This window comes from Arthrobacter sp. TE12231 (genome assembly GCF_054062895.1).
Genome location: NZ_JBSSFS010000001.1, coordinates 3,266,241 through 3,280,258, shown reverse-complemented (window position 1 = coordinate 3,280,258; position 14,018 = coordinate 3,266,241). Strand labels below are relative to the sequence as shown.

12 protein-coding genes are annotated in these 14,018 nt (G+C 67.5%); 8 read left to right on the top strand and 4 right to left on the bottom strand.

Annotated elements, in window-relative coordinates:
* Positions 1-3: 3 nt before the first annotated feature.
* The 3 genes from ACVWYS_RS14690 to ACVWYS_RS14680 all read left to right on the top strand — a co-directional run bounded on the left by ACVWYS_RS14690 (position 4) and on the right by ACVWYS_RS14680 (position 3,784).
* Positions 4-1,737 carry a SulP family inorganic anion transporter gene (locus tag ACVWYS_RS14690; RefSeq protein ID WP_456509998.1) on the top strand — a complete coding sequence of 578 codons (1,734 nt, stop codon included), beginning with the start codon at positions 4-6 and terminating at the stop codon, positions 1,735-1,737.
* 178 nt (positions 1,738-1,915) lie between these two features.
* On the top strand, positions 1,916-2,845 hold the full coding sequence (locus ACVWYS_RS14685) for a pullulanase X25 domain-containing protein (RefSeq protein WP_456507349.1): 930 nt from the start codon (positions 1,916-1,918) through the stop codon (positions 2,843-2,845).
* Between the two features lie 144 nt (positions 2,846-2,989).
* Positions 2,990-3,784, top strand: a complete 795-nt coding sequence (locus ACVWYS_RS14680; protein WP_456509997.1) for an alpha/beta fold hydrolase — start codon at positions 2,990-2,992, stop codon at positions 3,782-3,784.
* Positions 3,785-4,149: 365 nt separating this feature from the next.
* Here the strand turns inward: ACVWYS_RS14680 and ACVWYS_RS14675 are convergent, their stop codons facing one another.
* Together ACVWYS_RS14675 and ACVWYS_RS14670 are read right to left on the bottom strand one after the other, a co-directional pair.
* Complete coding sequence (locus ACVWYS_RS14675) at positions 4,150-5,949, bottom strand: glycoside hydrolase family 13 protein (RefSeq protein WP_456509996.1); 1,800 nt, start codon at positions 5,947-5,949, stop codon at positions 4,150-4,152.
* A 124-nt stretch (positions 5,950-6,073) separates the two neighbouring features.
* On the bottom strand, positions 6,074-7,342 hold the full coding sequence (locus tag ACVWYS_RS14670) for a mechanosensitive ion channel family protein (RefSeq protein ID WP_456507346.1): 1,269 nt from the start codon (positions 7,340-7,342) through the stop codon (positions 6,074-6,076).
* Positions 7,343-7,574: 232 nt separating this feature from the next.
* On the opposite strand from ACVWYS_RS14670, the gene ACVWYS_RS14665 reads away from it, so the two are divergent.
* Complete coding sequence (locus ACVWYS_RS14665; RefSeq protein ID WP_344364463.1) at positions 7,575-8,330, top strand: hypothetical protein; 756 nt, start codon at positions 7,575-7,577, stop codon at positions 8,328-8,330.
* 20 nt (positions 8,331-8,350) lie between these two features.
* Positions 8,351-9,319: a hypothetical protein gene (locus ACVWYS_RS14660; protein ID WP_456510297.1), complete on the top strand. Its 969-nt coding sequence runs from the start codon at positions 8,351-8,353 to the stop codon at positions 9,317-9,319.
* Between the two features lie 5 nt (positions 9,320-9,324).
* Here the strand turns inward: ACVWYS_RS14660 and ACVWYS_RS14655 are convergent, their stop codons facing one another.
* Positions 9,325-9,588 (bottom strand): YegP family protein, encoded by a 264-nt coding sequence (locus ACVWYS_RS14655; RefSeq protein WP_456509995.1) that lies wholly within the window; start codon positions 9,586-9,588, stop codon positions 9,325-9,327.
* Positions 9,589-9,812: 224 nt separating this feature from the next.
* Between ACVWYS_RS14655 and ACVWYS_RS14650 the strand changes: the two genes are divergently transcribed.
* Positions 9,813-10,130: an acylphosphatase gene (locus ACVWYS_RS14650; protein WP_456509994.1), complete on the top strand. Its 318-nt coding sequence runs from the start codon at positions 9,813-9,815 to the stop codon at positions 10,128-10,130.
* On the opposite strand, the gene ACVWYS_RS14645 is transcribed toward ACVWYS_RS14650, so the two are convergent.
* A complete protein-coding gene (locus ACVWYS_RS14645) occupies positions 10,108-11,943 on the bottom strand; it encodes a RecQ family ATP-dependent DNA helicase (RefSeq protein ID WP_456510296.1) in 1,836 nt (611 codons plus the stop codon). The genes ACVWYS_RS14650 and ACVWYS_RS14645 overlap by 23 nt on opposite strands.
* Positions 11,944-12,228: 285 nt before the next feature.
* Here ACVWYS_RS14645 and ACVWYS_RS14640 point away from each other — a divergent pair, with 285 nt between their 5' ends.
* Both ACVWYS_RS14640 and ACVWYS_RS14635 read left to right on the top strand, forming a co-directional pair.
* Positions 12,229-12,564: a cupin domain-containing protein gene (locus tag ACVWYS_RS14640; RefSeq protein WP_344364471.1), complete on the top strand. Its 336-nt coding sequence runs from the start codon at positions 12,229-12,231 to the stop codon at positions 12,562-12,564.
* 66 nt (positions 12,565-12,630) lie between these two features.
* A complete protein-coding gene (locus ACVWYS_RS14635; RefSeq protein ID WP_456509993.1) occupies positions 12,631-13,998 on the top strand; it encodes a diacylglycerol/lipid kinase family protein in 1,368 nt (455 codons plus the stop codon).
* Positions 13,999-14,018: the final 20 nt, after the last annotated feature.

The window sequence follows — 14,018 nt, the reverse complement described above, 5'->3', positions numbered from 1 at the left end:
CGTATGACGAAGACTGGACAGCGGCGCGTCGGATGGCTGCGCGGGGTGATGCCTGGGCTCGACGTCCCCGCCACGTACCAGAGAGAGTGGTTCGGCAAGGACATCATCGCTGGAGTCGTCCTGGCGACGTTGCTCGTTCCCCAGGGCATGGCCTATGCGGAGCTGGCAGGACTGCCGACGATCACCGGCCTGTACACCACCATCCTCTGCCTGCTCGCCTATGCGGTCTTCGGCCCGTCCCGCATCTTGGTGCTGGGACCGGACTCTGCGCTCGGTCCAATGATTGCCGCGACAGTCCTGCCGCTCATCGCCTCCGACGGCGACCCGCAGAAGGCGGTGGCACTCGCGTCGATGCTCGCGCTCATGGTCGGCCTCATCATGGTCCTGGCGTCCGTGGCCAAGTTCGGCTTCATCGCCGATCTCATCTCCAAACCCACCATGATCGGCTACATGAACGGCCTCGCAATCACCATCCTGGTGGGCCAGCTTCCGAAGCTCTTCGGTTTCAAAGTGGACAGCGATACCTTCGTCGGTGACTTCGTCGGCTTTGTTCAAGGCGTGGCCAACGGCGAGACAGTGGTCGCGGCCGCAGCAGTCGGCATCGCCGGGATCGTGCTGATACTTGCCCTGCAGCAGTGGCTGCCCAAGGTCCCTGCCGTGCTCGTCATGGTGGTCCTCGCCATTGTGGCGACGACGATCTTCGATCTGGCCAGCCGGGGCGTCTCCCTTGTCGGGGAACTCCCGCGAGGCTTCCCGCCGTTCACCATTCCCCGCGTGGAGCTCTCGGATATCGGACTGATGTTCGCCGGGGCCTTGGGCATTGCGTTGGTGTCCCTGACGGACACGATCTCGAATTCGTCGGCGTTCGCGGCACGCTCAGGGCAAGAGGTACATGGCAACCAGGAGATGATCGGCATTGGTGCCGCGAACCTGGCCGCGGGGTTCTTCCAGGGCTTCCCGGTGAGCACGAGCGGCTCCCGGACAGCGGTCGCGGAACGATCCGGGGCTAAGACCCAGCTCACCGGTGTGACGGGCGCCGTGCTGGTGCTCCTCATGCTGGTGCTGCTTCCCGGGTTGTTCCGGAACCTGCCACAGCCGGCTCTGGCGGCCGTGGTGATCACGGCGTCGGTGTCCCTGGCCGACATCCCCGGCACCGTGCGTCTGTGGCGCCAGAGCAAGGCCGAATTCAGCTTGTCGCTTGCTGCCTTCCTAGGGGTTGCGTTCCTGGGTGTGCTGCCAGGCATCGGCATCGCCGTCGGGCTGTCCATTCTCAACATCTTCCGCCGGGCATGGTGGCCCTACGAGACGGTGATCGGGCGGGTGCCGGGATACGAAGGATTTCACGATGTGAACTTCCACCCCGACGCGAAGCATCTGCCCGGACTGGTGATCTACCGCTGGGACGCACCGGTGTTCTTCGCCAACGTCAATCCATTCCGCGACAACATCCGTCAGTTGGCCCGGACCGAACCCAAGCCGCGGTGGATCCTGCTCGCGGCCGAACCGATCACGGACGTGGACACCACCGCCGCGGACGTGCTGATCGAGCTGGACCGCGAACTCGACGCGCAGGGCACGTCCCTGGTGTTTGCCGAGCTCAAACACCGGGTCAAGGACAAGATCGAACTCTACGGGCTCAAACAGGAAATCGATCCGCACCACTTTTACCCCACCCTCGACGCTGCGGTGGCGGCTTACGTGGCTCTCACGGGGGCTACGTGGAGCACGGAGGACTGAGCGGGGACTGACCCCGCGTTGCTTTGCTACTGGCGGGTACTGGTGAGTTGATCCCCCGCGCGCCCCGGTTGGCGCTGTCATAGTGGGTCACGACACATAGAGTTAACAGATCCCGCTCGCAAAAACCAACGTTTCCTTGGCAAAATGCAGGTGGATCAATTGCTTCTAAAGGAGACCCATGGGCGCGAACACCGCGGAAAACACCAACCTTCGGCTAAAGGCCGTGCTGGATGTCCTGTCAGAGGAGGTATGGACCGGCGAAAAACTGAACGCCGGAGCCGTCCTGGGCGAGGCCATCGTGCGGGTGCCCCTCAATGACCACGAACGTGAACTGCTGAGCGGCGGCATTCCCCGCGGCCACAAGACGCTGACCTCTGCCACAGCCAAGCTGGTCAAGGCCGGCTGGCTGGTCAAGGGCCGCTCCGGCTGGTCCATCACTGACGACGGCCAGCGCGCCACGGTTGCTTTCGCCGAGCCCGGCGCCTTCGCCGAAGCGCTCGACGCCGGTACTCCGGTTCCGGCCGGCACCCCGCTGCCGTCTGCGCCGGCAGAAAAGCCCGCCACGAAGGCTCCGGCCAAGACTGCTGCGAAGGCCACAGCAAAGACCGCAGCGAAGGCCGAGAAGGCGCCGTCGACAGCCGGTAAGGTCGCTGACAAGGCCGCCAAGCTCGTCGAGGAGGCCGTTGCGCCCGTCGCCAAGGCGGTGCGGAAGCGCAAGCCCGCTGCCAAGGCCCCTGCGGCAGAAGCTCCGACGGCCGTTTCGGCAGCTCCGGCAGCAGAAGCGCCGGCCGTCAGCACCGAAACCATCGAACAGCCGGAGGCCGTTGCGGTTGCCGGCGACTTCAACATCCTGCTGGGCGCCCCGGCCAACTGGGCGCCGCAGTATGACGAAGTACAGATGGAACTGGACCTTGTAGACCAGCTGTGGAAGATCGCCGCGGACATTCCCGCCGGCTTCTACACCTTCAAGATCGCCCTGAACCGCTCGTGGGACGAAAACTACGGCGCGTTCGGCACCTTCGACGGCCCCAACCACGAGGTCCACCACGACGGTGGCGTCTTGGTCATTCAGTACGACCACCGCACCCGGGACATCGTTCTGCCGTAGGCTCTGACACCCAATCTCCCGGCTGACGCGCAAATGACCCTTCGATGCCCGAATTCCGGCATCGAAGGGTCATTTGCGCGTCGCGGGCGGCTCCGCGCATCCTGAGCCTGCCCTGGGGACCCCGGGCCGGCCTAGCATTACCTCGTGGACACGGTTGAGATTGCGGGTCTGAGGATCCGGTACCAGCGTGCGGGCCAGGGGCCGCCGCTGGTCCTGCTGCACGGCGCCTACGAAGACAGCCGGATCTGGCAGCGGCAGCTCGAGGCGCTGTCGGATGAATTCACGGTTTTCGCCTGGGACGCACCCGGGTGCGGCGGCTCCGACGATCCGCCACCGGACTTTACCGGCAAGGACTTGGGCGACGCCCTGGCCGGATTTCTGCGCGAAGCAGTGCCGGGCAGGCCGCACGTCCTCGGACTGTCGATGGGCTCCGGCATTGCCCTGGAGCTGTACCGGACTTACCCGTCAGTCCCTGAGTCGCTGCTGCTGGTCTCGGCGTACGCCGGCTGGGCGGGATCCCTGCCGCCCGAGGAAGTGGAGCGCCGCTACGCGCAGGTGCTGGCCGAACTTGAGCAGCCGCCGGAACAATTCATCCCCGTGTGGCTGCCCACGTTGTTCACCGACCGTGCCGATCCCGCGGTGGTGCAAGAAGTCAGCGCCATCATGGCCGACTTCCATCCCAGCGGCATGCGGGCACTCCTAAACGCGAACGCACACGCCGACTATCGAGATGTCCTGCCAACCATAGAGGTGCCCACGCTGCTGCTGTACGGCACGGAGGACGTCCGCTCGCCGCTCAGCGTGGCCCGCGAAATGAACCAGCGGATCCCGGGCTCGACTCTCGTGACGATTCCCGACGTCGGGCACATGGCGGCCGTCGAGGCGCCGGACGCCTTCAACAGGGAAGTGCGAAACTTCCTGCACGGGATTGCCGGGTGAGCCAGCCCGAGGATTGACGCCAGAGCCGGGTGATGCCCATCAGAATCGGGTTGGGTCCGGCCGCGGCGGCATCGGGCCGGGATCCGGAATCGGGAGGGGATTGGGCGTCGGGAACGGACCCGGTGCCGGTGACGGCGTGGGCGCCGGTCCTGGCAACGGCTCGGGCCCCGGCTCAGGCCCAGGAACCGGCGGCGGCGTGATCGGACCGGGTTCGGGCGGGAACGGATCCCCGGGCTCCGGCGGCGGCGTCGTGGGTCCCGGTTCCGGCGGAAACGCATCGGGTTCTGGTGTCGGAGGAATTGTCATGTCGGGCTCCCTCAGTCTTTGCGGATGGTGTGTGTTGCGCCGGACTTCCCGTCCGGGGTCTATCGATCCGGCAGCGCTGCTCCGGCGCGCAGGACCTTCAGCTCCCAAGGCCGGAGATGCAGTAGGGGCACCGCGGCATCTGCAGGGTAGTTTCCCAGGACCAGTTCCGCGCTGTCCCAAACAGCTGGAACATCAACAACCGCAACGTCGGCGTCGTCGAGCGTCACCTCCTGGTCCTGACCGGAAAAGTTGCCGAGCACCAGGAACGTGGTATTCGGCAGCGACCGGACAAAGGCGTAGACGTGGGGGTCATCCGGCAGGAGCATCGTGAAGGTCCCGTGCGAGACCACCGGCTCCGCATGCCGCAGCGCAATCACCTTGCGGTAAAAGCTGAAGACCGAGTCCGGGTCATCCACCTGGGCGGCGGCGTTGATGTGGTTGGCGTTCGGGTTCACCGCGATCCAGGGAGCCCCGGTAGTGAAACCGGCATGCCGGGAGGCGTCCCACTGGACCGGGGTCCGCGCGTTGTCCCGGTTGAGGGGCGCGAGGGCGGCGAGGACCTCGGCGTCGGTATGGCCGAGGTGCGTGGTGGCCTCGCGGTGGTGGTTGAGGACCTCGATGTCGCGGTAGTCGCTGATCGCACCGAAGGTCATGTTGGTCATGCCGAGTTCTTCGCCCTGGTAGACATAGGGCGTGCCGCGGTGCAGGTGCAGGATGCCCGCCAGCATCTTGGCGGACAGCTCACGGTACGTACCGTCGTCGCCGAAGCGGGACACGGCCCGGGCCTGGTCGTGGTTGCCCCAGTACAGGCTGTTCCAGCCGCGCTCGGCCAGGCCGTCCTGCCAGCGTCCCAGGGTCTGCTTCAGCTCGGTGAGCAGGAGTTTCTTAGGCCGCCACTTGTCGCCCTCTTCCTGATCCAGCGCCACGTGCTCGAACTGGAACACCATGTCCACCTCGGCCCGGGCCGGGTCGGTGAACAGGACGGCTTCCTCCACCGTCACGCCGGGCATTTCGCCGACAGTGAGGAGCTCTCCAGTGCGGCCGGCGAAGACTTCCCGGTGCATCTCCTGCAGGAACTCGTGCATGCGGGGGCCGTCGATGTAGAAGGGGGTGCCGTCGCCGTAGAGCTTGCCGTCGCCGCGGGGGCCGTCCGGGAGGGAGGTGTCCTTGGAGATGAAGTTGATGACGTCCATCCGGAAGCCGTCCACACCCCGGTCCAGCCACCAGTTCATCATCTCGTAGACCGCCGCGCGGACCTCGGGGTTCTCCCAGTTCAGGTCCGGCTGCTTCTTCGAGAAGATGTGGAGGTAGTACTCCCCGGTGGCCTGATCGAACTCCCACGCGGGCCCGGAGAACGCCGAGCCCCAGTTGTTCGGCTCCGAGCCCGTGCCCGGTGTGGGGCCGGCCCCGGCAGCAGCCGCCTCGCGCGGCGGCCGCCACCAGTACCAGTCCCGTTTCGGGTTGTCCTTCGAGGAGCGGGATTCAACAAACCAGGGGTGCTCGTCCGAGGTGTGGTTGACCACGAGGTCCATCACCAGCTTCATGCCCCGCGCGTGAAGCCCGTCGGTCAGGTCCCGGAGCTGCTCCAGCGTGCCGAAAAGCGGGTCGACATTGCGGTAGTCGCTGATGTCGTAGCCGTTGTCGTCCTGCGGCGAGGTGTAGATCGGGGACAGCCAGACGACGTCGACCCCCAGGCGCTTCAGGTAGTCCAGTTTGCTGATGATGCCGCGGAGGTCGCCGATGCCATCGCCGTTGGAGTCGGCGAAGCTGCGCGGATAGATCTGATAGACGACGGCGCGTTGGAACCAGTCGCCTGACGTCGCCTTAGGTATTTCCGCGGGGGCATGTTCAACCGTCATGGGACTCCTCAGCTGGTCCGGCAGGCGATGCGGGAGAGCGCTGTTGCTGCCCCCGCCAACGTCTGATTATTGACCAGTTGGCGGGGGCTGGGAAGACCTTGCCGGGTTTAGGGCCGGCCCGGCGCTAGTTCTGCGAGGCGATGGCGTTGTCGCGGTCCTCGAAGACATCCTCGCCGGGACCGGAGAAGGCCTTGGAACGCTGGATCGCCTCGATGGACCCGGTGAACAGCTGGGAGTCGTGGGGGTCCGCGTGCCGGTGGTGCTCGTCCGCGGCGGAGACTGTGCCCGGGCGCTGGGACCCCGGGCGCTGGGGACCTGTCCCGGCGTCGGAGGCGCTGGAAGCGGCGGAAGCAGTGGCGGCCGAAGGCAGCCGTTCGAGGCGCACGTGGGGGAGCGCCGTCGGGTGGTCCTGCTGCAGGAAGAGCACGAGTTCTTCACGGATCAGGCAGCGGAGGTCGAAGAGGGAGGCGCTGTCCGCGGCGCTGACCAGGATGCGCACCCGGACGAAGCCGGCGGTGGCGTCGGTGATCTGCAGGATGCCCACGCGCTTGTCCCACAGCGGGGTGTCGGCCAGGACCTTCTTGAGTTCGGCGCGCATCGCCTCGACCGGTGCGCGCCAGTCGAGGTCGAACTCCACGGTGCCCATGACTTCGGACTGCCGGCGGGTCCAGTTCTCGAACGGGGTGGTGGTGAAGTAGGTCGAGGGCAGGATCAGGCGGCGGTCGTCCCAGATGTGGACCACCACGTAGGTCAGGGTGATTTCCTCGATCCGGCCCCATTCCTTCTGGACCACCACCACGTCGTCCACCCGGATTGCGTCCGTGAAGGCGAGTTGGATGCCGGCGAAGACGTTGACCAGCGAGGTCTGCGCGGCGAGGCCGGCGACGATCGAGATCACGCCCGCAGAGGCCAACAGCCCGGCGCCGAGGGCCTGGATCGCGGGGAACGTCAGCATCATGCTGCCCAGGGCCACCACCACGATCAGGGCGACGCCGATCCGCCGGGCCAGGATCACCTGGGTGCGCAGCCGGCGGGCGCGGCGGTTGTCTGCGACATCCACCCGGTACCGGGTCAGGACCATCGCCTCGACGATCAGCAGCATGGCGATGGCCAGCCACGCCAGAGACGCGATGAGCGCAATGAGCAGCAGATGGTCCAGGGCGTGGCGCCATTCGAGGTCCCCGGTGGAAATGGCCAGCGCGATCCGCACAGCGATCAGGCACAGGGAAAAGCGCAGCGGCAGCCGGGCCACGCGGGAGGTCTCGCGCAGTTCGGGTTTGCTGCGGTTGAGCCGGAGCACAATCTTGCGCACCAGCCAGGACAGGACGAGTCCGGCAACCACGGCGAGGGCCATGGCCAGGAACGGCATTGCTTGTGTCAGGAACTCTTGCATTACTTAAGCTCTAGCAAGCTTCCGTGGCCAACTGAAATCGGCGGAATGTCAACGTGCGTCCCGTCACGCCGGGGCACTCGGTTTCGTTCGGCGGCGCCACGGCCGCACCGGGCCCGGTTCTGTGGCCGCCGCGGCGTGGAACGGCGTGGCCGCCGCGGGACTTTTGGCTCTGGTTTCTGCGGCCCGGCGATCGAGAATGGTCGAACCACTTGAATCCCAGGGGGAGGGTGACATGCGTCGACTTTCGGCACTCGGCACGGCAGCATCGGCCGGCGTCTTGGTTGCGGCGCTGCTCGGCGCCTGCAGTTCGCCCTCCGGTTCTGGTTCGCCGTCGCCAACCATGCCGACCGTGCCGCCTTTGACCTCCGCGCCCGCCAGCAGCGGCGCCGCCGATACCGCGCCGACTGAGCCGTCGGCGGCACCGGACACGCCCGCGCCGACGGCGGCGAACTGGCAGACCCTCAAGACGCCGGACGGGAAGTTGCAGTTCGACCACCCGGCCGAGTGGACCATCAAGGACCGCGGCGCCGAGGCCACTCCCGGCGGGGTGTTCCTGGAGGTCCTCAACCCGGGCGGCAAGTCGCTGGCCACGTTGCGGACCAATGTGGCCACCAGTGCCGAATGCACGCCAAGGATCCCGTACTCGGTACTCGACCTCGTGCCCGTGCCCGCTTTGGCCCAGCAAGGGGTCACCCCTCACTTCATCTTTGAACTGCGGCTCTATCCGGCGGAGAAGGACCCCACGAAGGCCAACGTCATGGCGTACGGCCTCAGCTCGGCACCCAAACCGGCCGGCCCCGACGCCTGCCCGATCTTCCACTACTTCACCTGGCCTCCCGGCGGAGCCTCGTTCGGCGGCGTCTACAACCCCTTCGACACCACCCCCGGCAACGAGCCCAATGTGGACACCCCGGAGGCGTACATGAACACCGCCGAATACCAGAACGTCAAGAGAATGATCACCTCGCTGCGGCCGGCGGGGCAGTAGAGGCGGCCGGGCTCGTGGCAATGGGGATGAAGGGACGGGCGGCGGCGTCTTCCGCCGGTTCGGCAGTGGCTCCGGCAGCGGTTCCCGCTCCTGTACTGTCCGCGCTGACGGTCGCGGCTCTGCTGCTGGTCGGCTGCGGTTCGCCCGCTGGGCCGCCGGCGCCTTCCGGCGCCGCGACGACGGCAGGCCCGACGTCGGACACCGCGACGCCGGGAAAATCCCTTGGAAATTCACATGGAACTGAACAGGGAACAGAGCAGGGCACAGAGTCGGGGACAGCAGCCGGGACCGCGTCGCCGGGCGCTTCATCGGCAACGCCGGGAAGCTCTCCGGGAACAGCACCGGGAACATCGCCGGGAACCGCGCCGCCGGACGGCTCGGCGACGGCGGTGGGGCCGCCGTCGTCGGACTGGAAGACATTCACGACGTCGGACGGGACGCTGAGTTTCGACTATCCGGCCACCTGGTCCGTCAAGGATCCCGCCGGGCAGGCGCCGCTGGGGGGCGAATTCGTGGACGTTGTGAACGCCGCCGGGAAGCAGATGGCCGCGCTGCGCACCAACGTGGTCACAGGCACCGAATGCGGCGATCAGCAGCCCTACCTGCTGATCGATTCGCAGCCGATGCAGGCACTCACCGAGCCCGGCTCCGCGGACCAGAACGGGCCCCGCTACGTCTTCGAGGCCCGCGGTGACTTCAGTGCGGCGCAAGCGTCGCCGCCAACCATCGCGTCGTACGGAATCACCATGATGCCGCCCGAGACGGGGCCTACGGCGTGCCCGATGTTCCAGCTCTTCCTCTGGCCGCCCAGCGGAGCGTTATTCGGCCAGGCCTACAATCCGGCGAATAACACGACGCCGGGGGACCCCGGGCTGCCATACCTCGCGAAGGCGAAACTCTATGCCACCACGGCGGAGTACCAGGATGTCCGGAAGATGATCACGTCGCTTCGACCTGCAAAGGGTGCGGTGAGCGAGCCGGCGAAGTAGCCCGGCTATACGGCGGGCAAATGCCGCCGTCGACGGCTTGTCGGCCCCGGCGAGGCGCTCCTGCTAGTGCGCGGCCCTGTCCACGGGTTGCTGCGGGCCTCACTGATCAGCCCGGTGCCTGCGCACTCGCGCACAGCCATGATGCCGTCCGCCGCCTGGCGCTTGTCGCCGAATGCTGTGGAAATGGCCAATACGGTCCCGTCGGCGGCGAGAAGCCGGAACCGGACGTTGGATTCCGAGTCAGTGAAGATTTCGAACTGTCCAGCCATCGTCTTGTCCTTTCGGGCAGTTGTTGCTGCCGGGGAGGTTAAGAGCACTTCCTTGTGCTGTTGCCGGTTTTCGACAAGCCGTAGTGCTGGCAGCCAGCCTTGCGCGGACTGCAGCCACGGATAAGAGGCTAAGGTCCCTTACTATCTGGCAGGTGAGACCGCACCCGTGGGACCGCACCCGTGGAACCAGACCCCCGGGCTGTGCCGGGCGCTACATTGGGAGCATGACTGACAAGCACCCTGGGCAGTTTTCCGCGGATGCCGGGGAGCCCGTGCGGCTGAACGCGCGGGTGTCCGGCGTGGTCCAGGCGGTCGGCTTCCGGTACTGGACGGTGCGGAAGGCCGAAGACCTCGGGCTGACCGGCACTGTCAGGAACAACGACGACGGCTCCGTGGGCATTGTGGCGGAGGGGCCGCAGCCTCTGGTGCTGGAGTTGCGGCGCTGGCTGCGCTCGTCGGAGGCGCCGGGCAGGGTGGAGGACGTCCAGGAGTCCGTGTCGGCGGCGACGGGGGCGTTTACTAGTTTCCGGGTGATGTACTGAGCGTCAGCAACCCGTGGCCCAGGACGGCTTTGAGGGACAGCGTCCGGTAGCCCTCGCGGTCGAACAGCACCGTGATGAGGTCGCCGTCGTGCCCCATCACCAGGCCCGGACCCCAGAGGGCATGCTCCACTCGGGAGTTCAGCGGGAACGCCTCAGCACCGCTGGCGGAAATGTTGGCGGAGATGCGGGCCGCGGAAACACCGACTGCGGAATCACCGACTGCGGAATCACCGACGGCGGCAGACCCGCCGTCGTGCTGGCCGTCGTGCCCGTGCTCCAAGAGCAGCGCGGTGCCTTCGGTGCAGGTGTCGCAGTTCCCGCAAGGTTCGGGCAGGTCTTCACCGAAGTAGCCGAGGAGGAACTGGCGGCGGCAGCGGTGCGTTTCGGCATAGCTGCGGATCATCGCAATGCGGGACTTGTCCACGCGCTCGCGGGCCGCGGCGAGTTCGACGGCGCGTTCCACCACGCGGGCGGGCTCCGCAGCCGGGTCTAGCGCCACCTCGAGCCGGACGCCGTCGTGGTGTGCTGTGACGGCGCCGGTGTCCTGCAATTGGTTCAGCAGGCCGGTAATCCGTCGGGCGGGGAAGCCAGTCCACTCGGCCAGCGTCTGTGGCTGGAGCGGGCCGCCCGCCTCCCGCAGCACGGTGAGGACCGCCAGCAGCGAGGCCTCGTCCGGAGTGTGGGTGGCGAAGAAGCGCCGCAGGCCGAGGTCCTCGGAGCGGTAGTGGAGCACTGCGACGGCGGGCTGCCCGTCCCGTCCGGCGCGGCCGATCTGCTGGTAGTAGCTGTCCAACGATTCGGGGATGTCGGCGTGGATGACGAAACGGACGTCGGGCTTGTCGATCCCCATGCCGAACGCTGTGGTGGCAACCACGACGTCCAGGCGGCCGTCGAGGAACTGCTCATGGACGAGTTCCCGCTCGGCGGCCGTGCGGCCGGCGTGGTACGCCGCGGCGCGGAGGCCATTCCGGGCCAGCCTCGCGGCGTACTTCTCGGTGTCCTTCCGCTTGGCGGCGTACACCAGCCCGGGCCCGCGCCCGGGCTTCGCGGGGACCGGGCCGGGGACACCTTCTAGGAGGACTTCGGCGGCGTGCCCGGCGACCAGTTCGGTGACCTGGTTGACGACGGCGACACGCTTCTCCTTGTCCTCGTGGTGGCGGTGCACCTCCAGGCGGATGTTGGGCCGGTCGAAGCCGTGGACCAGGACCAGCGGGCCGATCATGCCGAGGCGGGCCAGGATTTCCTCGCGCACCGGGGGAGAGGCAGTGGCCGTCAGCGCCGCGGTGGTCGGGTTGCCGAGGCGCTCGCGGACCTCGCCGAGCCGGAGGTAATCGGGCCGGAAATCGTGGCCCCAGGCGGAGACGCAATGGGCCTCGTCCACCACGAACAGGGCGATGTTGAGCGCCGCGATCCGCTCCACCGTACTGGTCTTGGCGAGCTGTTCCGGCGCGAGGAAGAGGAACGCCGCCTCGCCGGATTCCACCGCCTGCCAGGCGTGCTCCTGTTCCCCGGCGCTGTGTGAGGAGTTGACCGCGACGGCGACGGCCGGCCCCGCGGTGTCCCGCAACCCGTCCAGCTGGTCCTCCTGCAGGGAAATCAGCGGGGACACGACGACGGTGGGCCGCTGCTGCCGGCGGTGCAGCATGAGGGCGGGGACCTGGTAGACGGCCGACTTTCCGTAGCCGGTGGGCATGACGGCGAGGACGTCCCGGCCGGCGGCGAGGGCGCGCATCCCGGTGAGCTGGCCTTCGCGGAGGTGCGCCAGGCCAAAGGTGACGTCCGCGAGGTGGCGGAGGTCGGCGTCGTCGTTCACTGGACGCTGGGGCGGAGGGAGCTGGGGCGCCGGGAGCGCTGGAACCTGGGGCACCGGGGCGGCCGGTACCGGCGGTTCCGCGCTGGGAGCGACGGCCTCGGTCATGATTGCAGCTCCGTTGCGACAGTTTGCGGTGAAGCGGGGCGGCCATGGTGCGGGCCGTTGGTTTCAGCGTAGGACGTGCCCGAAGAGTTACGAAACTCGTGCGCCCGGGATCGGTCCGGTCCGGGGCGGACGGGACAAAGGACCCTCGGCAGAGAACGTGTTTCTGAGTAGGGTGGCCCCATGCAGAAGATATCGCTTGATGCCCTTGCCCGGCAGCAGATTGCAGCTGCGGTGGCGGCCCCCAGCGGACGTGCGGCAGATACTGCGTTTGGCGGACATGAGAAAGTTCTTCGCCAGACCGTCATGGCATTCAGGGCGGGGACGCAGTTGAGCGAGCATCAGAACCCCGGCGAAGCGACCGTGTTTGTGCTCCGCGGCTGTGTCCGGCTTCGGGCCGGCAACGAATCCTGGCAGGGCAAGACCGGCGATCTGCTGATCGTGCCCGACGGGCTGCACAGCCTGGAAGCGGAAGAGGACTCGGCGATCCTGATGACCGTGGCCAAAATCAATACCTGACGGCACAGCCGCAGGCGGGGAGACCGGTCGATCGACCAGGGGCCGGATTACCGCAAGGAGCAGGATATGACTGTCATCCCTTTCGACGAAGTCCCACAGACCCGGCGGTGGTGGGCCAGGGCCGCTTACGTCGCGATCGTCTGCGCGGCGCTCGTTCCCCTGGCGGCTGCGGGTTTGGCAGGAACCATCGCGCTGCTCCTGACGGGTGCCGGCGGCCTCGTGGTGACCATGGTCGGTATCTACTGGTTCCTCATCAGCCGCGGAGTCCTGCGCTGGTGCGCACTGGGACTGGCGGTGCTCGCCCCGCTGGTCGTGTTGTTCTTGTTCGTTCAAGCCGGACTCCTGTGGGAGGTCATGGTCACCGTGGGGCTCGTGTTTGTGGCGTTGGTGTGTGCCCGCGCGGCTCTCCGGGAGAGCCGGGAAGGCTCAAAGATGCCCGAGTACCCCGCTCCCACCTGGCGGCATGCTTTCCTGGTGATGAATCCGCGTTCCGGCGGTGGCAAGGTGGTGAAGTTCGACCTCCAACGGAAGGCGGAGGAACTCGGCGCCGAGGTGGCGCTCCTCGAGGGCCCGGGCCCGGTGGATGTCGATGCGCTGGCCCGGCAGGCGGTGGAGCGCGGGGCCGATCTGCTCGGCGTCGCCGGCGGTGACGGAACCCAGGCGCTCGTGGCCGGCATCGCGGCCGAGCACAACCTGCCATTCCTGGTGATCAGCGCTGGCACCCGCAACCACTTCGCCCTCGATCTCGGGTTGGACCGGGAGGATCCGACCGGCTGCCTGGATGCCCTCCGCGACGGGGTGGAGCTAAACGTGGACCTCGGCAAGATCAACGGCCGCACCTTCGTCAACAACGCCTCCTTCGGCGTGTATGCCGAGGTGGTCCAGAGCCCGGAGTACCGGGATGACAAGGCCGGCACCGTGCTGCAGATGCTGCCGGACCTGATCAAAGGGGACAAGGGCACGCGGCTGCGAGCCCAGCTGGACGGCGTGACGGTGGACGGACCGCAGGCGGTGCTTGTGAGCAACGGCCCCTACGGCAGCAACGACCTCGCGGGCCTGGGCCGGCGGACCCGGCTGGACCGCGGCGTTCTCGGCGCGGTGACGATTTCCGCCGCGACCACCCGTGAAGCCGTGGGCCTGCTGCGCCGCGCGACCAAGCACGGCCTGATCCAACGCGCCGCCTCGGAGGTGGTGGTTGACGCAGACGTGCCAGCAATCCCCGTCGGAGTGGACGGCGAGGCCCTGCAGATGAGCACGCCAGTGCGGTGCAGCATCGAACCCGGTGCCCTGCGGGTCCTGGTTCCGCGGAAACGTCCCGGCGTCCCGCCCGCCCAGCCGGCGCTGGATCTGGTCCGGCTCCGTGAGCTGGCGTGGGGGCACCGGGACGCAGGGTCCACGGCGTCCGCGTCTTCGGCCCCGCAGGCCGAACGATAACGCAAGAACGCAACGGGAGG